Raw genomic sequence first — 26,472 nt, 5'->3', positions numbered from 1 at the left:
CCTCAGTTCTATGTCTTGACAGAGGGTGCTGTGTAGTCAATATACTCAACTGCATTAAGTGCACAGATGTGAATTGAGTGCACTGGGAGGAATTCGAGCACCGGCCGGGGGCTGATCACCTGGACGGCTCGGCGGGCCATGGTCCGCATGGCCGGACCTACAGGTGTGCCCTGGCGCGGGACGGAGGGCGGCGGAAATGACGTATCTCGTTGTGGATCAGCGGATTCGGGACGTGCGGCGGTGGGTGCGGGCCTACGCAGCGGGCTCCGAGCATCGACGTGCGACGGGTCCAGAGGTGGTATTGCTGCTCGCCGACTCGATGAGCGTGCGCATGTTCGACCGTGCCTCGATCGCCGCCCAACTCGGCGCGACAGCGGCGGCCTAGCTCCAGGTATTCAGTGCTCTGACCGAAGGCGTGGGGTGCGCGTCGGCGGAGCGGCGGGCCGCCGGTTTCCGGACGGCTCGGCGCCGACCGTTTCGACTGTCGAAGTGGTTGGCGGACAACTTATTCAACGAGCACGATGCGCCGGGCGGTGGGCGTCGACTGCGGACTCGAAACGGCGGACGGATGGTTCGTCGAGAGTGGGAGACGACGTGATGATCGAGCGGACGGCGGGAGAGCCGGTTCGGCGTACGTGCCGCGGACCAGGCAGCGCCGAAGTGCACATCCTCGGCCCGGTGCGTGTGCTGAACGACGGCCGAAATCTCGGTGTCGACCGACCGCTGGAGCAGGCCGCGCTGGTCCGGCTGGCACTGGCCCGCGGCGTGTCCGTTCCGGACGGGCGACTGGTGGCCGATCTGTGGGGTGACGAGGACCTGCCTCGCCCGATTGAGCGTCTGCGCGTGTTGATTTCGCGGCTACGGGCGGCCCTGGGTGAACACAGCGTCACGGTGACCCGGTCGCCGTCTGGATACCAGACCACCATCGCCGTAGCCGATCTGATTGCCGCCGAGGCGGCCGCGGACCGGATGCACGCGGCGCAGCGCGCCGGACAGCATGCCGCGGTGCGTTCGGCCGCCGAAGACGCCTTGCGCTGGTGGCGTGGCCCCACCCTGGTCGATTTGACGTCTACGCCGTTCGCCACCGCGGAATCGACCCGATTCGAACAGTGGCGGCTCGGTTTGGCCGTGGCCAGGTTGGACGCGACGCTGCATCTCGGTTCGGGTGCCGAAATCGCCATGGAGCTGGCCACATTGGTGCGCGAGCATCCACTGCACGAACCACTCGCCCGGTTGTATGCGCTCACCTTGTATCGGACCGGCAGCCAGGCCGACGCCCTCGATCGGTTGCACCGACTACGCCGAGCCTTGTCCGACGAGCTCGGCGTCGATCCCACCCCGGAAACGGCCGAGCTGGAGCTGCGGATACTGCGCCACGATCCCTCGCTGCAACCGCCGCGGGCGACCCACGTCCTCGACATCGCCGAAAGTTCAACGGATATAGCGTTTCCGACGCCCGCGGACGCCTTCGTCGGCAGACGTCACGAGCTGGCGGCAGTGCTGGAAAGCCTGCGGCAGCCGGCCGTGGTGACGCTGCTCGGCGGGCCGGGCAGCGGCAAAACCCGGCTCGCGCTCGAGGCCGCGCGCAAGGCCGCCGCCGCCGGCCGGTCCGTCGTGTTCGTCGAGTTGGCGTCACTGCAGCGCAGCGACACCATTGATCAGGCGATCGCCGTAGCCGTCGACGCGGCCCCAGAGGCCGTCTGCCCCGCCCTGATCGGAGCGGTGCTTGTGCTCGACAGCGCTGAGCACGTCACCGCGGAAGTCAGGGCGATCGTCGAGGCCCTTGCGGTGCGGGTGCCCGGGTTGACCTGCCTGATCACCTCCCAGTCGGCGCTCGAGTTGCCGAGGGAGGTCGTGCTCCGGATCGGGGCGCTGGACCGCCCGGCCGGGCTCGAGTTGTTCGCCGAGCGGGCGATGTGCCCGGTCACAGCGGCCGATCGGGTCGATGTGGTCGCGGTGTGCACGGCGGTCGACTGGCTGCCGCTCGGCATCGAACTGGCCGCCGGCCTGACCCGGACATTCACGATTTCCCAACTCGCCCAACGGATCGAAGGACGTATCCGGCTGCGCATGGGCAGTCGCCGCGGCATCGGTGGTGGCCGGCACAGCAGTTTGCGCGCGGCGTTGGACTGGAGTCATGAACTGCTCGACCCGACGGAACAGGCTGTGCTGCGCCGGATTTCGGTGTTCGCCGGTGGGTTCGGGCTCGAAGCCGCCGAGCGGGTGGTGCCCTGCGGAATACTCGAAACAGCAGACATCGCACCGGCATTGGCGGGTCTGGTGGACCGTGGACTGGCCATGGTCCTGGTCGACGGCGGGGACCGTCGTTTCGTGCTCTTGGAGACGGTACGCGATTACGCGTCGACCAAGTTGGTCGCTGCGGGGGAGGCGCCGCTCGTCCAGCAGCGACACGTGGCGTGGTGCCAGAGCCTGACATCAAGAGGCGAGCCTGCACTGCTGGACCGGTTCAACGAATCAGCGCGCCTGCCGGCCTCGGCCGACCGAGCCGCCGACGGCCTCGGGGACCACCTGCCGTCCCTCGGTATCCGGCAGCACCGCGGCGCCGTCGACATCGAACGCGGTCAGTTCGGCGCTGCCGTAGCAGCACTGAGCGATCCACCTCGGCACAGTGCCTTTGACGAAGTGCTGGTCCATTCATCGAACCGTCAGTGAGCCGGATCTGCTTCTGGTCCGTACACGCGTGAGGACAGTTCGGGTACGCACAGCCGAGGGCGCGATGATAACGAAAATGGCAGATCCAGAGCAGTTTTCGCGCGAGCTGAGCGCGGCGGTGCACGGTGTCGGACCCGATGGGTTCGGGCAGATGATCGCCGATGCGGTCAGCAAGTGGGTGGCCTTCGACGCGGTGCGCCTGGTGTGTACCAATCCGGCGGCCGTGCTGGCGCTCGGCTCGTTCAGCTGCTGGCATCGTTACGACCGTGATCTGCTCGAGGCACTGGTGCTGGATCGGTTTCGGGGCGGCGATCCATGCCGCCCAGAGGATTTGGTAGGCAGGCAATCCCCGGTCGGCATCGTCGACGCCGCAGACGAGCGTGGGTCACGGGCACGGTGCACGGGCGAGCTCCTCGCGGCGCACGGTGTGCATTGCGAGTTGCGGGCGTTGCTGCGCGACCGTAGCGGAGTATGGGGGTTTCTCGGGCTGGCCCGTGCATACGGTGCCCGGCCGTTCGACCACCAAGACGTCGAACGGGTTACCCAGCTCGGCCCGATCCTGGCCAAGGCGATCCGCGAGTTCGCGCGGGATTGTTCACTCGTCCCCGCCGCACCCGCACTCCGCCCTGGCGTGTTCACCATCGGGCCCGATCACCACGTCCGCGGGATCACCTCGGACGCTCAGGCCTGGTTCGCACGGCTGTGGATGCCCGAGGAGCGGGGTGTCTTGGATTGGGTAGCAACGCCGTTCGCGGAGGAACTGTCGATGCGAATCCGTGCCAGAGTGGATGCCGGCCGCGAAGACAAGCCATTGATCTGTGCGTCCGTGGCGGGTGCGGGGCGCTGGATCGCGGTACACGGGCAACTACTAGACAGCGCCGGAGCCGACGATATCGCGGTAGTGATCGAAGCCGCGCGCGGCGATGTCCTGTTACCGTCGTTCTGCCACTGGTACGGCATCACCGCACGAGAGCGATCGGTACTCGAACTACTCTGCCGCGGAGAATCGCCAAGAATGATCGCCAAAGCCCTCGACCTGTCGGCACACACGGTCAACGACCACCTCAAATCGATATACCGCAAAACGGCCGCCGACGGCCGCGACGAGCTACTCGCCGCAGTCACGACGTGAACGTGTGTTGGCGTTAGCGTGCGGGCCGAGCCTCGTCAGCCGCGATTGTGGACTCAGATGTAGGTCCGGTGGGTCCCAACTCGGCAATGGCGCGGTCGAAGGTCGCCTCGACCGCGGATCGATTGGTCGGCAGCACTGTTTCGGATGCCGTGAACAGGGCAGGTCCTGACCGACGCTCAGGCGACACGGGTGGGGCCGAATGACTCGGGTCGGACTGCCATAGGGCCCTATGACCGGCGGCACGAGGCGGAAAGACTGGGCACTGGGCACACGTTCCGAAGTGACGCAATGAATCTCGCCAGCGATCCGGAAACCCATGACCGACATTCATGGACCGGGCCAGGTGTGAATCATTTTTGCAGGATCGGCGAGCCCAGACAACCGGTTCGATCCGCGCACCCGGCGGAATCGGGGCGACACCTGGTCGCCCGGTTCGTGACCGGCAGGCCGAGTCGGAAGACCGTCCGAGAGGAGACACGTCATTGGGAACACCAATCGGCTACTGATGTCGGCGGAGAGAGTCGCATCCTCGAACAAATCGCAGTCAATCGTTGCGAGCTGCTGCGAAGTCTGTAGTGGCACAGATCAATCCGAGAGGCACATGTCATGAGGAACATCAATCGGCTGCTGGTGCTGGCAGCGGGAGTCGGCGGGCTGTTGGCCGCGGTGATCGGTCCGGCCGCCGCCATGATCTCGATCAATCATTGCGAGCCATTGCGAACCCTGTAGTGGCGCAATTCAATCCGAGAGGGCACATGTCATGAGGAGTATCAATCGGCTGCTGGTGTTGGCAGCGGGAGTCGGCGGGCTGTTGGCTGCGGTGATCGGTCCGGCCGCCGCCGTGATCTCGGTCAATCATTGCGAACCGTTGCGAACCCTGTAGGGCGCAATTCAATCCGAGAGGGCACATGTCATGAGGAGTATCAATCGGCTGGTGGTGTCGGCGGTGGGAGTCGGCGGGCTATTGACCGCAGTGTTCGGTCCCGCCGTCGCCGGCATCGTTGAACGAATTGGTGCCAATCACTGTGAGCCGGTACGGATCCGATAGTGATGTCGATCCGGTATCGGTGGCGGGCGGGGTGTACCCGGCGACGGTTGCAGCTCGCCCGCTACTGGCAGTCGAAAGGTGATCTCGACGAGGCGGTCGGGCACGGCCGCCGCGCGCTGCGGCTGGCCAGGGCGACTGCGCCGGGACTCGCACTGCTGGACGCCGAGGCGGCGCTGGTGGTGGCCGGGATCGAGCTGGACCGCGCCGAATACCCGGTCGCGAAAGCGCATCTGGTCGACGCCGCGCGGTGGCTCGAACAGGTACCAGAGACCACCGAGCGAGACGGGCTGCTCGCCCGCGTCCTGGTGGCTCTGGCCGATTGCCATCGCCGCACTGGCGACTACCGGCAGGCCGAGCATGCGCTCGGCCGGGCACTGCCGTTGGCCGATGCTGCTGGCGGTGCGTTGCCGGCCGCTGTGCTCACTCAGCTCGGTATCACCGCCAAGGAGCTGGGTGCCTTCGACCGAGCGGCACATCACTATGCCCGGCTCCGGCGGCTCTATGACGAAACAAGTGCCACTCCAGCCGAATTCGCCGCTCTGTGGCACAATCTGGCGGGACTCGCCCATGCCCGTGGTGACTACCTGGCCGCTGAAACCCATGCCCGCCGCGCGGTCGACACCCGCCACAGTGGACCGCATACCAACCCGGTCGATCTCGCCCAAGACCTCGCCGTCCTCGCCGCCGCCCTGGCGGGCCAGGACCGCCACGGAGAGGCCCGCACGCTGCTGCGCGAGGCTCTGGCCATTTGCCGGACCGCACGTCCACCGCGCCACTACGAGATCGCCGTCCAGCTCCACAACCTCGCGGCCATCGAACAGACACTCGGCGACACCGACACCGCCGAGCGCCACTACCGGCAAGCCCTGGCCATCAAGGAACGACTCCTCGGGAGCGACCATCCCGAAATCGCGCTGCTCACCAACAATCTCGCTACCCTTCTACACCAGCAAGAACGTCACGGTGAAGCTGTCGCGTACCACCGCCGCGCCCTGTCCATCGCGACCCGCACCTTCCCACCCGAGCATCCCGTCGTCGTCGCCATCCGCCACAACCTCGCCCGCACCGATGCCGACCATGTGATCCAGCAAACCTCCACCTTGGCCCCACCACCCCCACGCGACTGAACCATCAGCGGCGCTCGACTGTTTCACACAGCGCGACAACCTTTTTGGCACCACGTTGCCGATGCGTCGATCGGCGACAGTCGAGTTGGGTCGCCGTGAGGATGGACACGGCACAACCAGCCAAGGGCACGCCCCACCAGGTCGGTGACGCCACGATCTGGACCCATACCTACGACGACAGACCAGGTGCCTGCTATGCAGACGTCGCTGTCGATGACCGTCGAGCGCTCACGTTCATCGCCAGCGCCAACGGCGATTCCATGGGAAACGGCCCGAAGGGCGATCTGTGCGCGACAGCACTGAAGCTCGCCACAGCCGCCCTCCCGCACCTGTCCGAACGCAATCTACGAGCGAATTCGCAACGCGCACATATGAACTCGCGGCTGGCCATACACGACCCGTGCGCCATACTCGGCACGCTCGGACAGGGGCACCACCCAGCTCTGCAGGCGCCCGAATCGAACCTGCCAATCGCCGCCATGGCGGCTGCGTCCCCTCTCGACACGGTGAAAGCCGAATTCCCTCGCAAAGCAAGGGAATTCGGCCTCTGTCTCGATCGCTCGTATCCACGGTCGATTCGATCCGACGAGGTTCACCATCTGAATGCCGAAAGCGTGTCAGAACAGCGATGGGCCGACCTACCGAAGCGATGATCACCGCGGTGGTCGGGTGACCGCGGTGAGGACGGCCTTCAGTTGGTCCTGCGAGGTCCTGAGGAAAGGGAGCTCAGAGACGGCCGTTTCGCGACCAGTGCCGAAGATAGTGCCCGCGCGGGGGCGCCTTCACGACGTGGCGTGTCTGCCGAAGCAATGCTGGAGTTCGTCGAGGCGGTAGAAGGTGCTGTCGGGTTGAATTGGCGCGCAACCGGGCTGGAAGGCGGTCTGTTTCTCGTTGTAGAGCATGCGCACGATGTAGTCGCTGCCGCGCTGGTACATGTCCCATTGGATGTTCGCCGCCATAGGGGCGACAAGCGCTCCGCGCCAGGGGTTGTCGGCTTGGGTGAACAGTTGTTCCCGCGGCGTCGGTTGGGTGCTGCCGGGTAGCTTCATTCGCGCGGCGAGCGGAATGATCTCCTCGGCGTGAGTGAAACGGAACTCGGCGCCCAGATTGCTTGTGCCTGCGCGTTTCTCCTCGAGTTTGGCGAAGAGATCGTCGAGCAGGACATCGGCCATGCGATAGGTGATGTCGTCGCCAGCGAACGCGGGGCCCTTTCGGTAGAACTCTTCGGCGTCCGACAGGTAGCCGAGCCACTGCGCGTTCTCGCCGTCGATAACGCGGTCGAATTGCCAGGTGCCTTCGCTGCTCATCGAGGGGGTGATGGCGTAGAGATCGTAGATCACTCGTGCGGCTTGGACCTCGTCGGTGACGTGTGTGCCGTCGGTGGCGACGAAGTCGTAGTTACCGGCGGCCAGCCGATCGACGAAGGGCGGCGCGAAGATTCGGCGTAAGACACTGTTGGCTACTTGGTGCGTGCGGGGTTGATCGACTATACGGCGCAGCGCCTCCGCGAGGCGCGGGTCGTTGTCCAGATAGTTCTGGTACTGCGCATTGTTCTTATGGAAGTACAGCAGGTCCCGGTCTGTCCTCGCCGGCTCGATCGAGGCGGCGACAGCGGGATCGGCCTTGGCCAGGGCCTGGGCGAACACGCGGCCACTGTCGACCGCACGATCTTTGCCGGAGGTCACCACGGCGATGTGCTCCTTGCCCGCCGAGATCTGATCGAACAGTTCCGGAAGCCGTTGGTACACACGGGTTGCCAACCCCTGGTGCTCCTGAACGCCGCGGCGGGTGAGGTTGCCGTAGCCGAGGGTGTTCGTGACGGCGCGCAGCGACCGGACGTCGTCGCCGACTTGCTGCCCCAGCGTCGTCAACGCGTTCTCGCTCGCCGCTTGATCCCACATGCGCAGGGCGAGTTCGTCGTACTTGCTGCTGGACAGTGCGCGCGAGCCATGCCGGGAAACGTGTTGGGTGAACACCGGCCGGAATCCCGCAGGAGGCGGCTGGTAAGTCGCCGGATCCTGTTGCTGGGCATAGGGTTGCTTGGTTCCGTAGGTGAGGGATGACACGTCGCCGGGAGGAGTCTCTGCCGCTGCTAGGCCGGGGAGGGCTGCGACAAGCACTACTATCGTCGAGACGACCTTCGTCCATGTAGTGATCACGAATCAATGGTCGGTGGGGAGAATGAACAGCCGGGGGCGGCCTGCTGTCCGTGCCGTGTCGCCCATGGATCATCATCTCCTAATCGGTTGTGGGCCAGTAGGTTTCGAATGGGAGCGAGCCAATCTGGCTAGATGACGCTGGCCACGCCTCAGCGGGGCCCGCCGTGGGCTCAGTGTCCCGCGGCGGTGAGCTGGTGATCCGCTTCGAGCAGCATCCAGCCGCTCAGCTGTACCGAGAGATCGCGGCTCAGGTTCGCCGACGGAGTGGACGAGTACGCAAGCTGGGGAAAGGTTCCGGGTGGCGCTGGCACCGTGACCGGGCGGGTCCAGTCCATACCGAACAGTGGTAGCCCGTCCACCTCGGCGCGGTTGCTCCAGGCCGCCCGCGCGGAAGTGTGCACGATATTCGCGGCGGTGGTGTCGCCCAGGGACAGTGCGGCTTCCGCGAGATATCTGGCGAGGATACCCATGAACAGCCCGGAGTCGTCCCCGGCGGCCGCGGCGATCACCCCTTCGTCCGTGACCCCGTCCCCGGCTGCGGAAATGAGGTCTGCGACACGCTTGTGATGGCCCAATTTGCCTGTGCGCAAGGCTAACTCGGTCTCCAGTCCGATGGTCACGCCCTGGCAGTAGGTGTGGACGGTCCGCTCTACTCGTCCGCCGGGCTCATGGACACCGTCGAGGATCAGGCCGCTGTCGGTGTCGCGTAATCGTGTGTACAGGAAATCGGCAAGCTCTCCGGCGCGGGACAGCTCACCCAACCGCGCCATAGCGATTCCGGTCGGACCGATCGCGGGGGTGTTGTAGTACTCGTCGCCTGCGCGCCAGGGCACCGCACCGACGGCCGGGTTCCAGCCGTCGATCAAGTCGGCCTTCAGGTCGCCGACAGCGTCGCCGAACCGGATACCGAGCAGCCGGTCGGCGCGTTCGAGCGCCAGCACCAGCCACGACATGTCGTCGTAGTACCGGTTGGTCCAGCCGGTGAGGTTGCGGGTCCGAATACCGCGTGCGAGGGCGATGACCCGGTCTATGCGTTCGGGGGTGCGGGCGCGGTGCGCGGCGTCCACCGCACAGTCGAGAAGGTGGGCTTGCCACCAGTAACACCATCGCATGTTGGACCGCCCGGGCAATGGACAGTCCTCGACACCACCGTTCTGGACGGTCACCGCTTCCAGCGACGCCGCAGGAGTCCACACCGCGGTGCAAGCGCTCCGCGACGGCCTACCAGGAGTCGAGCCATTCGAGACGGTGGTCCTCGGCGGCAACGCGCTCGGATCCGGGGTCAGCGTGCTCGAGGCGGCCACCTACCACGATGTCGACGGTGTGCTACTCACCGGATACTCACACTCGATCGATCCACTCGTCGCGCTCGACTCGGCCAAAACATTTCGCCACGCCCCCGACGATCCCGCGTTCCGGGGGGGGGGGGGGGGGCGCCATCGACGAGTGCGAGAGCAAGCGCGATCGCGACCTCGAGATCTACCGGCAGCAGATACAGCAGCTGAAAGCCCACGCAGACGAGGAACTGGCCGGATACCGCGCCGAACAAGCCGCCGCCGCAGCCGCCCTTCGCGAGGAAGGCCAAAGCGACGACGACGTCGCGGAGCTGCTCGAAATCACACCGAGGCAAGCACGGCGACTGATCTCTGCTGCCCGAAATGCTGACGATGACTTGCCAGGCCGGACTGAACGATGACGTGCACGGCGCCAGCCGATGATCCGATGGCGAGTTATGGCTTCTGCCTACAGGTTCCGATGGCGTCAGCAATCCATCCCGGTCAAGCCGGCCTAGCGGCACGTCGAGTCAAGCGGGTGCACCCGTTGGCAGGCGTCTGGTCGCAGGGGCTCGCGGCGCGGATGAGCAGATGCGTACGCCCGCACTGTGCTGAGGGAGCGTGCCGAAGCGTCGACCTCAGTACGCGTCGTCGTCGCCCAAATTGGCCACCTACCAATGCGCGAACGCCGCCGACCCGCGCATTCCTGTTGGCAGGCTGGCCAACTACGTCGCTAACCGTCGCGATCGCCCACGGCCTGATGGCCTGCTCGCCGCACCGTGTCCCAGCACTGCTCCTCGGTCGGAAGGATCTGCAGCACTCGCGCTGTCGAGCCGCCATGCTCCATGGTGGGGCTCTGCGTCCTTGATTCCTGTCGAATCCCGACGCCTGGCATGGATCCGGCCAGCCGGAACAACTCGACCTCGAATGTCCGGGAACCGTTGGCACTTTGCCAGCGTATGGGCGCGCCGCGACCAGTGGCTCTGTTCGGGAAGAAATACCGTCACGTCGTCAACACCGCTCGCTTCGGACACTCGCGGAACCGGCCTGTCGAACGGCAACTACAGATTTGGTGCATATTGGTGCCGCCGAACGCAAGGCTGCCGCGGTGATCGCGATCACCGCGGCAGCTGCGAGCACAAGGACGCTGGTTCGGCGGGACGGATGGGACAGTGATGAGTTAGTTGATCGGCTGAGAGCCCTTCGACCACCAGGGTGCGACCTGATGGCTACCAAGACCTGTTGTGGTGTTGAGGAACTCGAACAGTTCGTACTCCCTCCCCGGATCGTATGAGTTAGGCGAGGAGGGTACGAGATGATCGATCTCGACATACCCGCCCCGCAGGTCGGCCTCCGGGATGGGGGTGTTTGCAGTGGCAATCGCGCTGAGGTGTGTCGCCGATCGGTTGGGCGTCGACACCCCGGGTACGACTCGCATCGCGGGAAGTAAGTATTTCCAACCGAATCGCTCGATCGCACTGCGGTCGCGCGCGAGTCCAGTGCCGGGCATCATCCCCGGGTCGTAGCAGATCGTGTCGATGCGCTGGGGAGCACGCCTGGCGAGTTCGTGTACCCAGTACAAGGTTCCGAGTTTGCTGGTGGAGTAGGCGCGGATGCCGTCGCCGGCCCTAGGCCTAGCCAGCACCTCGGGCGCCTCCCAACGTGGGGCTGCGACCATGCCATAGGAGCGCCGGAACTTGCCGTAGTGAGTTCCCGATCCGATGCACGTGATCCGGATCGGTGCGGTCAAGGCATCGCTCAGCAACCCGACCAGCAGATGCGGTCCGACGAGGTTGGTACCGAAGGTTAGTTCGTAGCCGTCGACTGTCGCAGAGTCGGTGGAACCGGTCTGGATACCGGCATTCAGGACTAGGCTACGCAATGGCGGAATCGACTGTGCCGCAACGAGCTCCTTGATCCTGCTACCTGCGTCATGCACGCTTTCGAGGTCTGCTTGATCGCAGACTACATAGTGGAAGTTGGCCGGATCGCCGACGAGCGCGCGAAGCTGCTCGGCGCGCGCCTGGGAGCGTGCGGTGGCGATGACTGTCCAGTTGGGGGTAGCGGCGAGCATATGGGCCATTGACAGTCCCAGGCCGGATGTAGCTCCGGTCAGCAACATTGTGGCGCCATTAGTTGTCGGGTCCAATTTGTTCCCCTTCATATTTCTTCCCCTTCATATTTGTTGCCTCGCCCAAGTCTGGGCGTTCGAATTCTAGCGAGAGGTGCGGTGCTTCTTGGTAGTCTGCACAGTTCGCGTTCGCGAGCTTCTATGACCTGAATCACATTGCGATTCTTTAATTCGGCATCCTAGACTCAGGGCAAGATGGGGCGGGGAGGCTCCCGGGGGTTTCATAGTTTTCAACTCCTCATCGCTTGTGTGCACATCGACGTGCCAGCGGTATAAATTCGTTCTGCTATTCCGCATCTTCATGGCTGGAATTGCTGCGTAGGGGGATGTTGTAATGTTCAACTGTTTTGATTCAGGCAATCCGTGCACTCTGGTCGAATTGATAAACTATCGTGCCGATCGAGATCCTGATCGTATTGCGTATAGATTTTTGGAACCTTGCGGTGACGGTACATTCGACTCCGCTGAGGTGACTTTCCAGCAACTGCGTGCGCGGGTGCAGGCGGCGGCGGCGGTCATTGCCGACCGCAGCAACCTCGGGGACCGGGTTGTGCTGCTCGCGGCCCCCGGTCTCGACTATATTGTATCTTTCTTTGGGTGCATATATGCAGGTAGAGTACCTGTTCCGGCGTATCCTCCGACGTCGGCGCGGCACCTTCCTCGGCTGTTCGCGGTAGTACGATCGGCGAGAGCGCACCTGTTGATCTGCGACCAACTCTTCTACGAAAACCGTGCAGTGATGTTTGCCGATAAGTCGGTTGCGGATATTGGCTGGCTGTCGGTGACCGAATTCGGCGCGCAGAAGGAGTCGGCCGAGGTGTCGGAGCATGCACCGATACCGACGTCGGCCGCGTTCCTGCAGTACACGTCCGGATCGACTTCCGATCCGAAGGGTGTCATCATTACCCATGAGAACATCCTGGCTAATGCGAAAATGGCGGTCGAATGTTTTGGCGTCACCGCAGAAAGCGTTTGCGTTTCTTGGCTTCCGCCATACCATGATATGGGCTTAATTGGCGGAATTATCTTTCCGCTTTTCGTAGGGATTTCATCGAACCTGCTGTCTCCGCTCACTTTCGTGCGCAGCCCCGAAGCTTGGCTTCAGGTCATCTCGCAATACCGCGCAACCCACAGTCCCGGCCCGAACTTTGCATACAAGATGTGTACGGATCGCATTTCTCCAGAAATTGCAGAATCATTGGACCTATCGAGTTGGACCCACGCATTGTGCGGTGCTGAACCAGTTGACGCTACAGTGCTCAATGATTTCGCGGACAGATTCACCGCGCAGGGGTTCGATGGCGACAGTTTCTACCCCTGCTACGGCATGGCCGAAACGACGCTCGTCATCTCGGGTGGTCGTGACCGGCACGAGCCGACATCACGCCTCGTCTCGGTGAACTCGCTGGCAGAGGGGCTAATTTCCACGCCTCGTGACGCGCGTGACGCTCGCTCGCTGGTGAGTTCTGGCTGGATACCAGCTGGCACCGAGGCCGTCGTGGTCAACCAGACAACCGGTGCCGCCGCTGCTCAGAATGCCATCGGCGAACTCTGGGTTCGCGGGCCAAGCGTTGCCGCGGGCTATTTCGAGCTTCCCGAGGCAACCGCGAAAGCGTTTTCGCGGTTCCTCCCAGACGGGCGCGGACCGTTTCTCGGGACGGGCGACCTCGGTGTGATCCTTGACGGCAACGTCTACATCACCGGCCGGGCAAGCGACCTGATGATCATCCGGGGCCGCAACGTCTATCCACAGGATATCGAATCATCAAGTGCAACAGCCCATGTAGGCGTGTACGGTGGCCGTTCGGCTGCATTCACCATCGACGATGATTCGGGCATCGTGTTGGTTCAGGAAGTATCCGATCGAGAAGCAACTCCAGCAAGACTGTCGGAAATCGCGACTGCGATTCGGACCCGAATCTCGGAGGAACACAGTCTGGCGATCGCGACGGTCGTTCTCCTTACCGTTCGTCGACTGCCGCTCACCTCAAGCGGAAAAGTCCGTCGCAAGTCTGCGCGCGCCATGTTCCTTGCTGACGAATTGCCCGATGTGCTAGCTGTTTTCGGTGCGGAAAGCGTAGGCCCGCCCGCCACGCGGGCTGTGCGGCCCGACGTGGCGGTGAGCCGCGCCGATATTGTTGCCGCGATCGCGGCGGCGCTGGTTCGCCAGCTCGGCTGCCCGCCCGGATCCATCGACACCCGCGAACCCTTCGCCGCGCTCGGCCTGGATTCAGTGAAGAGCGTGCAGGTCGCCCAGGACATCGCTGCGGCCACCGGTTTCGACATCGCGCCGACGCTGATGTGGGAACATCCGACTGTCGAGGCGCTGGCCGACGAGCTGTTCGGAAATGACGCCATGGCAGCCGGAGAGCGCGACGCGGCTGTCGACGAACCCGTGGCCGTGATCGGCATGGGATGTCGATTCCCAGGCGGTGTCGCGGGAGTCGACGAATTCTGGGAATTGTTGGTGTCGGGCGGTTCCGGGATCAGCGTGGTTCCTGCTGATCGATGGTCGATCGAGGATGTGTTCGATGCCGATCCCGCGACACCTGGTCGGACGTACTCGCGCCACGGTGGGTTCGTGGCAGGCGTGGGCGAGTTCGACGCGGCGCTGTTCGGGATAGCGCCTCGCGAGGCGGCGGCGATGGACCCGCAGCATCGGTTGATTTTGGAAGTCGCGTGGGAGGCATTGGAGCACTCGGGAATTGCCCCGGACTCGCTTCGCGGTTCGGCAACCGGTGTGTTCGTCGGGATGGGCGCGGGCGACTATGCGCAGATGGGGTTGGTTTCAGGCGGATTAGCCGGCGTCGATGCCTACGCCGCGACAGGCAACGCGTCGAACTTCGGCGCGAACCGATTGTCCTACGCGCTGGGCCTGGAAGGCCCCAGCGTGGTCGTCGATACGGCATGCTCGTCGTCACTGGTCGCGCTGCACCTTGGCTGCGCGAGCATCCGGTCGGGCGAGTCGAGCACGGTGCTCGTCGGCGGTGTGAGCGTCATGGCCTCCCCGACGACAACAGTCGCTCTATCGAAGGGGCGCATGCTGTCTCCGTCGGGAGAGTGCCGCACCTTCGATGCCACTGCGGATGGCTATGTGCGTGGTGAAGGTTGCGGGGTCGTCGTGTTGAAACGGCTGTCGGCCGCCATCGCCGACGGTGATCGTGTGTTGGCGGTGATCAGGGGTACTGCGGTCAACCAAGACGGCCGTAGCAATGGCTTGACCGCACCGAACGGTCGGGCTCAGCAGAATGTCGTCCGTGCCGCCTTGCGCGCAGCTGACGTCAAGGGGCCTGAGGTCGGGTATGTCGAGGCGCACGGAACGGGAACCCCGCTGGGCGATCCCATCGAGGTCCGGGCTCTGGCTGCAACCCTGGGCAATGATCGCGCCGAGGATTCCCCGTTGGTGATCGGCTCGGTCAAGACCAACATCGGCCACCTGGAGGCAGCTGCCGGGATCGCCGGGCTGATCAAAACGGTGCTGGTCATGGAGCGTGGCGTAATCCCGCCACACCGCAACCTCATCGAGATGAACCCGCACGTCGACTGGTCGTCCATGCCTGTGAGGGTCGCCACCGAAGTGACCGCGTGGTCGGGAGCAGGGCGCGTTGCAGGGGTGTCGTCCTTCGGATTCGGCGGAACGAACGCCCATGCGATCGTGGGCGCGGCGCCGGAGCGGGAACGTTCTGGCATGACGCATGAATCGGGCAGTGTCGCGGTCAAGGTGTCGGGCAACACTGTCGAAGCGATTCGTGAGTCGGCCGGATCGCTGGCCGACTTCCTGGCCCGCCGACCTCAGATAGATCTAGTGCAAGTGGCGTGGGCCGCCGACGTCGGACGCGCGGATCTAGCTGAACGCGCCGCAGTGGTAGGCGCGACGCGGACGGAGTTGCTGGACGGATTGCGGGCACTCGCTGTCGGCGGAGTGAACGCCGCCGTCCTCGCACCGACCCGTGCAGCGGGCGCACCGCCGAAGGTCGCCTTCGTGGTCCCTGGGCACGGAGCGGGCATTGCGGGAGTGCTGCACGGGATCTACGGCACCGATCCTGTTGTCACCGACGTGATCGACGAAATTGTCACTGTGACAGGACTTTCTCTATCGATACTGACCACCGCGTCGGCCGAATCCCGGGACGCTCTACGGGATACGCGGGTCGCGCAGCCTGCGTTGTATGCGGCTGCGGTGGCGTTGGGCATGTGGTGGCGCGCCCGCGGAGTCGAACCTGAAATGATCGTCGGCCACAGTGTCGGCGCCTACGCGGCTGCCGCCCTGGCCGGAGTGTTCTCGGCGACCGACGGTGCCCGGATCATCACCGAACGCGCCCGCCTGGTCGATGAACTCACCGCGCCTGGTCGCATGGCGGTCGTCAAATGCGCACGCCTCCAACTGGATCAACTCCCACAAGTGCTCGACGGCACGCTCGCCGTCGCCGTTGTGAACGGGCCTGACCATCATGTGGTGTCGGGCTCGATTGACGCGGTCGCGTCAGCGTGCGAATTCCTGACAGCTCAGGGAATCGAGGTCATCGAGTTGCCGGTGACGCGCGCTTTCCATTCCAGCCATATGGACCAGGTATCCACAGCCTTGCCCGAGGTCATCAGCCGATTCGTCCTCTCGCCGCCGTCCATCGTGATGATCTCCGATACATCCGGTGAGCCGGTCGGTCCCGCGGCCGGCGAACCGACGTATTGGGGCGCGCACACGCGGCTGCCGGTGGATTTCGCGGCAGCGCTGAACACGATAATCGGGCGTGGCGTCGATATCGTTGTCGAGCTGGGGCCAGGCGGTTTGCTGCCGCATGTGGAGCGGGCGGCGGGGGACCGGTCGGTGCTGTGTATTGCCGCCGTCGCGAAGAGTCTGCCCCAGCGTGCGTTGACCCGTGCGCTCGGATTGCTGTGGACCCGCGGAGTTCGGATCGACTGGCGCGCGTGTGGGCCGCGACCCGCCACCCCGATCACTGTGCCCACCTACCCATTCCAACGTCAGCGGTACTGGATCAGTGAACCGCTCGAACCCGATGTCGTAAAACCAGAACCCGTCCCTGCCCCCGAACCGCGACGCCGGGCGATGGAACAGCATCCGCTGGTGGACGTCGCGGCCCGGGAGCGGATGCAGCAGCTCCTGTCTCGGCAACTGGCTGAGTTGATGGGGGTGACCGAAAACCTCAGCCCCACGGCTGGGTTGTTCGACCTCGGTCTGACCTCGGCGATGGTTGTCGGGTTGCGCAACCAACTGGAGTCGATCACCGGCCGTACGATTCCGAGCACCGCGGTGTTTGATCATCCGACCATCGAACGACTCGCCGACTATCTCGTCGACCTCACCTCCGACAACCCGCAGCCGATCGTGAGCGCGCGTGCCGCCGACGCACCGACCGAGCAGACCGCCGGCCACGAGCCCATCGCCATCATCGGATTGGGCTGTCGTTTCCCGGGTGGCGCGAATGATCCGGAGGCGTACTGGCGCCTACTGTGCGAGGGCCGTGACGCGACCTCCGAGGTTCCGCAACAGCGTTGGCGCATAGACGATTACGCATCCATCGACCCACAAGCCGACATCACCGCCCATCCGATCCGGGCTGGATTCCTTGACATGGCCGTCGATGGATTCGACGCCGACGCGTTCGGTATCGCCCCCAACGAAGCCCGCAGCATGGACCCACAGCAGCGGTTGCTGCTCGAGGTAGCCAACGAGGCGCTCGACGACGCCGGGTACGGCCGCGATCAGCTCGCCGATAGTGCCACCGGCGTATTCATCGGTATCAACACCTCCGACTACATGCAGCGGGCGACGGCTGCTGGAGTAGCGATCGACCCGTATCTGGCCACCGGCAATACCTTCAGCGTCGCCGCGGGGCGGCTCTCCTACCAGCTCGGTATTCGCGGACCGAGCATGGCGATCGACACTGCCTGCTCGTCGTCGCTGGTCGCGCTGCACCTGGCCGTGCGCAGTCTGCGCTCGGGGGAGGCCGACGCCGCGCTGGTGGGTGGCGTCAACCTGATGCTCTCGCCCGCGACAACGGTGAGTTTGTCCAAGCTCAACGCGCTGTCGCCGGACGGGCGGTGCAAGCCGTTCTCCGCCGCGGCCGACGGTTACGGTCGCGGCGAAGGCTGCGGTGTCGTCGTCCTGAAGCGGCTGTCCGATGCGCAGGCCGATCGTGATCGGATCTGGGCGGTTGTACGTGGTTCCGCGGTCAATCAGGACGGTCGCAGCGCTGGGCTGACGGTGCCGCACGGGCCGAGCCAGCACGCTGTTATCACCGAGGCGCTGCGCGACGGCCACGTGACCGCTGATGCGGTCGGCTATGTCGAGGCGCATGGCACAGGAACCCCACTCGGGGACCCGATCGAGATGAATGCTCTCACCTCGGCGCTTCGTCCGCACGGCGGTCAGTCGACGCAGTTGTTGGTCGGTTCGGCGAAGTCGAACCTCGGTCACCTCGAGGCTGCGGCAGGTATCGCCGGACTGATCAAGGTCGCGCTGATGGCCCATCACCGCCAGGTCCCAGCCACGCTGCACTACGACCAACCGAGCGTTCACATCGACTGGTCGAGTATCGGTGCGCGGGTAGCAACGGAACTGACCGACTGGCCCGCGCGACGGCCGTTGGTTTCGGGCCTGAGCTCGTTCGGGTTCAGCGGCACCAATGCCCACGTCGTCATCGAGGAGGCACCGGCCAGGGCGCCGGGAAACCATGTTTCGACCGATGGGGTCTCGCCCGGGCTGCTGGTGCTGTCCGGCCGAACCGACAACGCGCTGCGGGCGACGGCAGAAACGTACCGATCCTGGCTGCGTGGTCCTGACCTGGCGGATCAGTGGGCCAGTATCACCCGTACCGCGGCGACCTACCGCCCGCATCACCAAGCGCGCCTGGCCTTGGTCGCGCGGTCGGCGTCGGAGGCTGCGGACCGCCTCGACGAGATCGTGCACACCGATTCCTTCGCCGAAATGTCTGCAATGGTGAAGCCGGACCAGTCGCCACGCCTCATCTTCGTGTTCGGCGGACAGGGTGCCCAATGGCCCGGGATGGGCGCTTCGCTGCTATCCGATGGCACCGCCCGGGAAACCCTGCTGCGATGCGAGGCGGTAATTCGTGAGGTCGCGGGTTGGTCGCTCATCGAGCAGGTCACCGCGGACGCCTCACATTCCCTGTTGGACCGCACCGAGATCGCCCAACCAGCGATCGTTGCGGTACAGATCGCATTGGCCGAGATGTGGCGTGGCTGGGGTGTCGAGCCCGACGCGGTGGTTGGTCACAGCATCGGTGAGATCGCCGCCGCCTACTGCAGTGGAGCGCTCACCTTGCAGGCGGCGTTGGAGATCGCTGTGCGCCGCGGTCGGGTGATGCAGGAATCCTTCGGGCACGGGGCGATGCTGGTCATTGGCGCCTCCCGGACTGCCGCTGCGGAGCTGAGCGCCGACTTCGTGGACACCATTACGCTCGCGGCGGCGAACAGCCCGGTCAACACTGTGCTGGCCGGAGCCAAGGCGAGTGTCGAACAAGTGGAGGCGATCGCAAAGTCGCGTGGCATGCTCGCCACGCGCATCCAGCAGGACTACGCGTTCCACAGCTACCAGATGATTCCGTTGCGTGAGCGGTTGATCGGCGAGATCAGCTCGATCGGCGTCGAAGCCCCTCGAATCGCGTACTACTCGACCGTCACCGGTCAGCGGGTCCCGGCCACCTTCCGCCACACCGCCGACTACTGGGCCGACAACCTGTCGAGCGCGGTGTTGTTCCAGGATGCGTTGGTGGCGGCGGGGGAGGCAGCCGAATCGGTAACCGTGGTGGAAATCAGTCCGAACGCGGTCCTGCGCAGCAGCATCGCGCAGTCTTTGTCGGGGGACGTCGAGACAGTGGCCTCGATGAAGCGGGGCGTTCCGGCAAGCCACAGCATGCTCACGGCGGCGGGCGCCCTGCACGTGCGTGGTCATCGCCTTGACCACGACCGGCTGCAACCGAGGACAGCACGCCGTGCGGAACTGCCGACCTATCGGTGGCAACGACAGCGGCACTGGCTCGATTTCGGGACAGGTTCATCTGTAGTGAAGGCGGCTGCCCCGGACATGCTGGGGCGCAATGTCTACGACGTGTACTGGCTCGACGTCGACCTTGTCGCCGACCAGCCTGATACGGCGGGAAGTTGGCTCGTGGTCGGCCAACCTTGCGCAGCCCAGGACACGTTGGTCGAGTTGCTCCACGACCGCGGCGCGTCTGTTATCGAGGCGGCGTTGTACGATCCCGAGCTGCCGATGGACGGCGACCAGATCCGTGAACACATGGCGGCGTTGGTGGCTGACTGTGGCCCGGTGCATGGCGTGATCCAGCTGGTGGCTGCCGTTGACGTCGCGACTGCGGGGTTCGACACCGTGGTCACCGTATCCTGTGCGGCGGCACTCGCGACCGCTACGGCGCTGGCAGCACGTGGTTCCGAGGCGAAGCTGTGGCTGCTGACCAGCGGCGCCGTCGAAGCGGGGTCGGCGCCCATCACCCTCGAACAGGCACCGGTGTGGGGTCTGGGCCGGGTGATCGGGCTCGAACACCCGGAGATCTGGGGCGGTCTGATCGACTTGGATCCGACTGCCGCCGTAGCGGATTCGCTACCCGCTGCCCTCGACGATGTGATCGGCGGTGATGGCGAAGACCAGATCGCTTTGCGGGCAGGCCGGCGGCTCGTCGCCCGGCTGCGACGGTCGGATCTGCCTTGTCCGACGACACCACCGATGACACTCGCCGACGACCGGACCTACGTGATCACCGGCGGCCGAGGAACGCTGGGTCTTCGCATCGCCGAATGGTTGACTCGTCGGGGTGCGCGGGAGCTGGTCCTGCTCGGACGGTCGCCGCTCCCGGAGTCGGCACAGCCCGACACTCACACCGGTCGAGTTCTTGCAACAATCGAGCGGCTACGTGCCAAGGGCGTCACCGTGCACACCCCGAGTGTCGATGTCGCCGATCAGACACAGATGGATCACCTGTTCGCCGCAGACCGACCGTGGGCGCGGATCGCGGGTGTGGTGCATGCCGCAGGCGCGTTCACCCCGTCCCCGATCAACCAGCTCGACTGGCCGACATTCCAGGAAACCTTGACCGCTAAGGTCAGTGGCACCCGCGTCATCGAAAACGCTTGCGTAGACGCAGATCTGGACTTCCTGGTGCTATATTCCTCGGGTTCGTCGGTGTGGGGATCGGCGTTGGCTGGGCACTACGCCGCCGCCAACTACTACCTGGACATGACCGCACATCGCCGCTCCCGCGCCGGTGCGGCGACCTATGCGGTCAACTGGGGTTGGTTCGCCGACAGCCGCATGGGGGCGCACCATGACGTCTACTTCGAATCGATGGGCTTGTCGGCATTGCCCGACGTGGTCGCCTTCGAAGCCCTCGATCGGCTGATCGGCTCCGGCATCGCACAACTGACCGTCGCATCGGTGGACTGGGCACAGTTCAAGCCAGTCCTCGAGGCCAAGCGAACCAGACCGCTGCTCGCCGAGTTCGAGGCCCTCGCCACCGAGACGAAGGCCACCACCGAGTTCCGCGCGAGTCTGAGCGGCGCGGCATCACCGGCCGCGCGGTCGCGACTGATGGCAACCGCCCTGCAGCGCGAGGTCGCCCAGGTGCTGGGTCGTGATCTGAGCAGCCACCTCGACCCGGATCTCGGCTTCTTCTCCGCCGGAATGGATTCCATCGCCAGTGTGGCGCTCAAACGGCGACTCGACCTCTTGCTCGGCGTATCGGTCCCAGCGACCGCCGCGTTCGAACACCCGACCGTCAACACCCTGAGCATCTATCTGCTACACGACCTGCTCGATTTCCGCGACGCCACCGCCGGTGATGTGGTGGAGCACGCCGACAACGCCGAACTCGAACCGTTGTCCGCCGACGAACTGCTCGAACTGCTGGATCAGGAGCTGGAAAAACCATGACAACTGAGTCTCTGAGCCAGGTCTCGGCCTCCACCACCCGCGGGACTCAGGACCGCGACGACATCGTCCGCCGCGCGCTCATCGAATTGCGCACTACCAAACGGGAGCTCGCGCAGGCCCGCTCCCGCCTGTCGGAACCGGTCGCGGTGGTCGGTATCGGTTGCCGTTTCCCCGGTAGTGTCTCGGGGGCCGACGAATTCTGGGAGTTGTTGGTGTCGGGTGCCTCCGGTATCGGGGTAGTGCCCGCGGATCGATGGTCGGTCGATGAGGTTTTCGATGCCGATCCCGGCGTCGCAGGACGCACCTATTCACGTCACGGCGGGTTCTTGGCAGGCGTGGAGGAATTCGACGCGGCGTTGTTCGGGGTGTCACCGCGCGAGGCGGCGGCGATGGACCCGCAGCATCGGTTGATGCTCGAGGTTGCGTGGGAGGCGTTGGAGCATGCGAGCATTGCTCCGGATTCGCTGCGCGGATCATCGACCGGGGTGTTCGTGGGTATGGCGTCGGGTGACTATGCGCAGCTCGGTTTGTCGGCAGGCGGGTTGGCCGGAGTCGACGCCTATGCCGCGACGGGTAACTCCTCGAATTTCGGGGCGAACCGGTTGTCGTACACGCTGGGACTGCAAGGCCCCAGCGTGGTTGTGGACACGGCATGTTCGTCATCGTTGGTGGCGTTGCATCTGGGTTGCGCCAGCGTCCGCTCGGGGGAATCGGATGTGGTGCTCGTCGGCGGTGTGAACGTGATGTCCTCCCCGGTGACGACAGTCGCGTTGTCGAAGGGGCGCATGTTGTCGGCGTCGGGGCAGTGCCACACCTTCGACGCCGCCGCCGACGGGTATGTGCGTGGTGAGGGCTGCGGCGTCGTGGTCCTCAAGCGGCTGTCCGCCGCGCTGTCGGATGGCGATCGGGTGTTAGCGGTGGTACGGGGCACCGCGGTAAACCAGGATGGCAAGTCCTCAGGTGTGACGGTGCCGAATGGCCGCGCACAGCAAGATGTCGTTCGTACCGCGCTGGGTGCGGCAGGGGTGTCCGAGTCCGAGGTCGGTTATGTGGAGGCACACGGAACCGGGACACCGTTGGGCGATCCCATCGAAGTGCGGGCGTTGGCCGCGGTGTTCGGGCCCGATCGTGACGCTGAGGATCCGTTGGTGATCGGCTCGGTCAAAACCAATATCGGTCATCTGGAAGCGGCCGCGGGAATCGCCGCGCTGATCAAGACGGTGCTGGTGCTGGAACGCGGTGTCATTCCGCCACACCGGAATCTGGTCGCGCTGAATCCGCACGTCGACTGGTCGGCGATCCCGGTGCGAGTGGCCACCGCGTCCACCCCTTGGTCTGGGGTGGACCGGGTGGCCGGAGTGTCGTCGTTCGGATTCGGTGGCACGAACGCGCACGCGGTGCTCGGTGTCGCACCGGATCGAACTGATTCCGGCGCGACCCGGGCCGGGGCGCGAGTCTGCGTTGCTGTCAAGGTTTCCGGCAACAGTGTTGGGGCCGTTCGTAAATCGGCTGCACTACTGGCTGACTTCGTGACCCGGCGCCCGGAGATCGATCTGGTGCAGGTAGCACGTGCGGCCAACGTCGGTAGGGCGGATTTGGCGGAACGCGCCGCGGTGGTCGCGGGGACGCGGGCTGAATTGCTCCAAGGTTTGCGGACTCTCGCCGAAGCCGGGGTCGATGCCACCGTACTCGCACCCGAGCACGTCTCCGGCCGACCGCGTACGGCGTTCGTCGTCGGCGGCGACGTCGCACACCCTGGCGGAATCCTCGCCGGCGTCTATGGGTTCGATCCCGCCGTCACGACGGCGGTGGACGGCATCGTCGAAGCGACCGAGTTTCCGTTGTCGGTACTACTGGAGGACAGCGCCGAGCATCGCGCATTGCTGGCCGACCCTGCGATCGGTCGACTCGCGGACTATGTGGTTTCTGTCGCCCTCGGCCTATGGTGGCGTGCGCGCGCGGTAGAACCGGAAGTGATCGTCGGCCATGGCTTCGGCAGGTACGCGGCCGCGGCCCTGGCCGGAGTCTTCTCGGTTGTCGACGGTGCCAACCTCGTCACCGCGAACGCCGGCGCGGCCGCCACGGAGATCACGGAGCTGTGTGCCGGGATGTCCTTCGTCCTGCCGCGCATCGACCTGCTCCTCTCAGACAACCGAGAACTCGACGCGGCGCTGCTCACGACACCTGCTTTGTGGGCCGAGTGGGGCCGTGCGCCCATCGAATTCAAACCTGCCGCGGTCGAGATCACGGCGCGTGGCATCGACACGGTGATCGATCTAGGCGTCGGCGCCCTGATGGGGGCTTTCGACGACGTCGAGCACGTGGGCCCTCGGATATTCACCCTCGACCAGGACGATCCGCAACGGGCGATGGCCCGCGCAGTCGCATCGCTGTGGCGGGCAGGCGCGGCGATCGACTGGAAGGCGGTCACTCCACGACCAGCCGAGCCGATCACTCTGCCGCACTATCCGTTCCAGCGAGAGCGGTACTGGATCGACGCTACGGCTGCGTCCACCCCGCTGGTTTCGCGGCCGTTGGAACCTCGATTCGTCCCGCTGGCAACGGGTGGCCTGGTCGCGGAAACAACCGTTTCCGTCGCTGGCCTTCCGTTCCTCGGCGAACACATGGTGTACGACGAGCACGTCGTGCCCGGTGTGGTGTTCATCGAACTGGTGCTGCGCGCAAGCACCGAACTACTGGGTACCGAGGTTCAGATCGACTCGATACAGATCAAGCGCCCTCTGGTGCTGCACCCTGATGCGACAGCGACGGTGCAGGTCTCGGTTACCGGCGCCGACAATGCCTACATCGCCACCGTGCACAGTCGAGGAGTCGACGGTGGCTGGCACCTGCATCTGTCGGCGCAGGTCCGGTCCAGTGTGGATCAGCAGATCGAACCGCTGCGGCTTGCCCGCCCCGCCCAGAGCGACGACCTGCCGCACTACGGCGCGCACGACTTCTATAGCGACTTCTGGCACCCACAGTTCCGGCTCGGTGCCAGCTTCCAGCTCATCGACGACGCTCGCGGCGGATCCGGTTGGGCCGCAGCGTCATTTATGATGCCGGCGAGTGACACTCGGGGCGTCCGCGCGGGAGTCCGTCCCGAACTATTGCTGCTGGATGCGGCAGTACAGTTGGTTGCCCTGGCAGCGCACGACCCGGCCTCGGAGGCAGGGCCGGAGCGGCCATTGCGACTGGGCACTGGGTATCGACGCATGGCCATGAGAACCTCGGTTCCCGAGGGCCCGATCCGGGCGACGGCAACCGCTGTGGTCGAGCCGAACGGACAGCTCCTCGGTGACGTCACCCTGGTCGACAGCGACGGAAAGCACCTAGGATTCCTGGAAGGCGTATCGTTCGCCCAGGTCAACCAGGCAATGCTGACCCGCATGGCGGCAGCGGTTCACAGTGGCGAAGGCTCCGCCGGGCGAGCCGTTCCATGGGTCGCGGTGGACGCCACGGCCATCGCGGCGTTACCGCGCACCGAACGGGTCGATCGGGTGACAGAGTTTCTGCGAGCGGCGTTGGCCCGCATCACCAAGGACGATGCGGCGAACTTCACCGCAACGGAATCGCTGGTCGAGCGTCTCGATTCGCTGATGCTCATCGAACTGAAAGACATTATCGAGCAAGGCTTCCCGCTAGAACTCGACACCGAGACGTTGTTCGATGCGTCCTCGTTGCGGGGATTGGCCAGCTGGATCGCAGACCAGTTGCCGAGCATATCGACCCCTGAACGGTTGAAAGCGTCGGCGACTGTCGAACAACCCGCAGCCACTGTCCGGCGACCGCGGCGCGGGCGGTCGCGCCTGATGACAGTCGAACAGATGTCGGCGAAAGCCGTCCTCGACGCCGACATCACCGCTACCGGCACACCCGACCCCGACGCGCCTGCTGCGACGCTGCTCACGGGGGCCACGGGCTTCGTCGGCGCCTATCTCCTGGATGAGCTACTGCGCACCACCGAAGGTGATGTGGTGTGCCTGGTCCGCGCTGAAAACGAAACACACGCCGACGAGCGGATCGCTGCCAACTTGGCCAAGTACGGCCTCGACAGCGCCGCCTATCGTGACCGCATTGTCCCCCTGGTCGGTGACCTAGCCGAACCTCGGTTCGGGTTGTCGCAACCGGCATTCGAAGCGGTTCATGGGCTCGTCGGTCGAATCGTGCACTGCGGCGGCATGGTGAAGTGGACCTATCCCTACGAAGGCCTGGCCCCGGCGAACGTCGCGGGCACAGTCGAGGTGCTGCGGCTGGCCACCGTCGCGGCACCTCGGCCGGTGCACTTCATCTCGACCGTCGGAGTGTTCTCCTCACGCACCTACACCGCCGACACTGTCGAGGAGACAGCGGAACTCGACACCAGTGGACCGCTCGCGGTCGGCTACGCACAGTCGAAGTGGGTGGCGGAGAAGCTGATTCGGCTCGCGCAAGAACGCGGGGTGCCGACGACCATCCACCGGATCAATACCGGCGGCGACAGCATCACCGGAGCGTTCAACCGGCAGGACCACCTCAGCATGATGATCAAGGGTTGCGTCGAAGCGAGCATCGCGCCGACCGAGACGCCGATGCCCCTGCAGCCTGCCCCGATCGACTACGTCGCTCGCGGAGTCGTCGCGCTCAGCCGCGCCGATTCCGCGATCGGTGGCACCTTCCATCTGGTGCACCCGCAACAGCTGACCTGGGGCGAATTGTTCGACCACATCGCCGCCTACGGATACCGGTTCGAAAGGCTGCCGTTCGAAGCATGGCGCGACCAGGTGGTCAATCGTCGCGCGGGCACGATGGCGTTGGTAGGCCTGACACCGTTCCTGCACGAGGCGGTCGACGACGTGCGGCTTCCATTCTCGGAGTCGGACCATACGAGGGCGGCGCTGCGCGAACTCGCTATCGAATGTCCACCGTTGGACCGCGCTCTGATCCACCGCTACCTCGAAGCCTTCGTCACTTCAGGGTTCCTGCCCGCACCGTCCGAACCCTGAGTATCCCCATCCTCGAGA

General features: G+C 65.0%; 12 protein-coding genes. 9 read left to right on the top strand and 3 right to left on the bottom strand.

What is annotated here, in order from left to right:
- Nucleotides 1-196 precede the first annotated feature (196 nt).
- From ACIBK2_RS01820 to ACIBK2_RS01790, 7 genes are all read left to right on the top strand, one after another.
- Nucleotides 197-385: a hypothetical protein gene (locus ACIBK2_RS01820; RefSeq protein ID WP_396962539.1), complete on the top strand. Its 189-nt coding sequence runs from the start codon at nucleotides 197-199 to the stop codon at nucleotides 383-385.
- Between the two features lie 293 nt (nucleotides 386-678).
- Entirely contained in the window at nucleotides 679-2,673 is a 1,995-nt protein-coding gene (locus ACIBK2_RS01815) for a BTAD domain-containing putative transcriptional regulator (RefSeq protein ID WP_396962537.1), read from the top strand.
- A gap of 76 nt (nucleotides 2,674-2,749) precedes the next feature.
- Nucleotides 2,750-3,805 carry a helix-turn-helix transcriptional regulator gene (locus ACIBK2_RS01810; RefSeq protein ID WP_396962535.1) on the top strand — a complete coding sequence of 352 codons (1,056 nt, stop codon included), beginning with the start codon at nucleotides 2,750-2,752 and terminating at the stop codon, nucleotides 3,803-3,805.
- A gap of 606 nt (nucleotides 3,806-4,411) precedes the next feature.
- The gene (locus ACIBK2_RS01805; protein WP_396962533.1) at nucleotides 4,412-4,534 is read left to right on the top strand and encodes a hypothetical protein; all 123 of its coding nucleotides are present in this window, start codon (nucleotides 4,412-4,414) and stop codon (nucleotides 4,532-4,534) included.
- A 31-nt stretch (nucleotides 4,535-4,565) separates the two neighbouring features.
- On the top strand, nucleotides 4,566-4,688 hold the full coding sequence (locus tag ACIBK2_RS01800; RefSeq protein WP_396962531.1) for a hypothetical protein: 123 nt from the start codon (nucleotides 4,566-4,568) through the stop codon (nucleotides 4,686-4,688).
- A gap of 167 nt (nucleotides 4,689-4,855) precedes the next feature.
- The gene (locus tag ACIBK2_RS01795; RefSeq protein ID WP_396962529.1) at nucleotides 4,856-5,980 is read left to right on the top strand and encodes a tetratricopeptide repeat protein; all 1,125 of its coding nucleotides are present in this window, start codon (nucleotides 4,856-4,858) and stop codon (nucleotides 5,978-5,980) included.
- Between the two features lie 101 nt (nucleotides 5,981-6,081).
- The gene (locus ACIBK2_RS01790; protein ID WP_396962527.1) at nucleotides 6,082-6,633 is read left to right on the top strand and encodes a hypothetical protein; all 552 of its coding nucleotides are present in this window, start codon (nucleotides 6,082-6,084) and stop codon (nucleotides 6,631-6,633) included.
- A 129-nt stretch (nucleotides 6,634-6,762) separates the two neighbouring features.
- Here the strand turns inward: ACIBK2_RS01790 and ACIBK2_RS01785 are convergent, their stop codons facing one another.
- The 3 genes from ACIBK2_RS01785 to ACIBK2_RS01775 all read right to left on the bottom strand — a co-directional run bounded on the left by ACIBK2_RS01785 (nucleotide 6,763) and on the right by ACIBK2_RS01775 (nucleotide 11,535).
- Nucleotides 6,763-8,139 (bottom strand): histidine-type phosphatase, encoded by a 1,377-nt coding sequence (locus ACIBK2_RS01785; protein WP_396962525.1) that lies wholly within the window; start codon nucleotides 8,137-8,139, stop codon nucleotides 6,763-6,765.
- A gap of 170 nt (nucleotides 8,140-8,309) precedes the next feature.
- Nucleotides 8,310-9,335, bottom strand: coding sequence for a glycoside hydrolase family 76 protein (locus tag ACIBK2_RS01780; protein ID WP_396962522.1), 1,026 nt, complete (start codon nucleotides 9,333-9,335; stop codon nucleotides 8,310-8,312).
- 1,258 nt (nucleotides 9,336-10,593) lie between these two features.
- Nucleotides 10,594-11,535, bottom strand: a complete 942-nt coding sequence (locus ACIBK2_RS01775; RefSeq protein WP_396962520.1) for an SDR family NAD(P)-dependent oxidoreductase — start codon at nucleotides 11,533-11,535, stop codon at nucleotides 10,594-10,596.
- A gap of 343 nt (nucleotides 11,536-11,878) precedes the next feature.
- Between ACIBK2_RS01775 and ACIBK2_RS01770 the strand changes: the two genes are divergently transcribed.
- On the top strand, nucleotides 11,879-21,469 hold the full coding sequence (locus ACIBK2_RS01770) for a beta-ketoacyl synthase N-terminal-like domain-containing protein (RefSeq protein ID WP_396962518.1): 9,591 nt from the start codon (nucleotides 11,879-11,881) through the stop codon (nucleotides 21,467-21,469).
- Entirely contained in the window at nucleotides 21,466-26,454 is a 4,989-nt protein-coding gene (locus ACIBK2_RS01765; RefSeq protein ID WP_396962516.1) for a thioester reductase domain-containing protein, read from the top strand. Before ACIBK2_RS01770 ends, ACIBK2_RS01765 begins: the two co-directional genes overlap by 4 nt.
- Nucleotides 26,455-26,472: the final 18 nt, after the last annotated feature.

The organism is Nocardia sp. NPDC050175 (assembly GCF_044459885.1).
Lineage (GTDB): Bacteria > Actinomycetota > Actinomycetes > Mycobacteriales > Mycobacteriaceae > Nocardia.
This window is presented reverse-complemented; position numbering and strand designations above follow the sequence as displayed.

Excerpts from the sequence above, each read along its gene's own strand:
- ACIBK2_RS01800 (WP_396962531.1), top strand. The coding sequence starts at position 4,566 with ATGAGGAGTATCAATCGGCTGCTGGTGTTGGCAGCGGGAGTCGGCGGG.
- ACIBK2_RS01775 (WP_396962520.1), bottom strand. The coding sequence starts at position 11,535 with ATGTTGCTGACCGGAGCTACATCCGGCCTGGGACTGTCAATGGCCCAT.
- ACIBK2_RS01795 (WP_396962529.1), top strand. The coding sequence starts at position 4,856 with ATGTCGATCCGGTATCGGTGGCGGGCGGGGTGTACCCGGCGACGGTTG.
- ACIBK2_RS01790 (WP_396962527.1), top strand. The coding sequence starts at position 6,082 with ATGGACACGGCACAACCAGCCAAGGGCACGCCCCACCAGGTCGGTGAC.
- ACIBK2_RS01810 (WP_396962535.1), top strand. The coding sequence starts at position 2,750 with ATGGCAGATCCAGAGCAGTTTTCGCGCGAGCTGAGCGCGGCGGTGCAC.
- ACIBK2_RS01765 (WP_396962516.1), top strand. The coding sequence starts at position 21,466 with ATGACAACTGAGTCTCTGAGCCAGGTCTCGGCCTCCACCACCCGCGGG.
- ACIBK2_RS01820 (WP_396962539.1), top strand. The coding sequence starts at position 197 with ATGACGTATCTCGTTGTGGATCAGCGGATTCGGGACGTGCGGCGGTGG.
- ACIBK2_RS01770 (WP_396962518.1), top strand. The coding sequence starts at position 11,879 with ATGTTCAACTGTTTTGATTCAGGCAATCCGTGCACTCTGGTCGAATTG.
- ACIBK2_RS01805 (WP_396962533.1), top strand. The coding sequence starts at position 4,412 with ATGAGGAACATCAATCGGCTGCTGGTGCTGGCAGCGGGAGTCGGCGGG.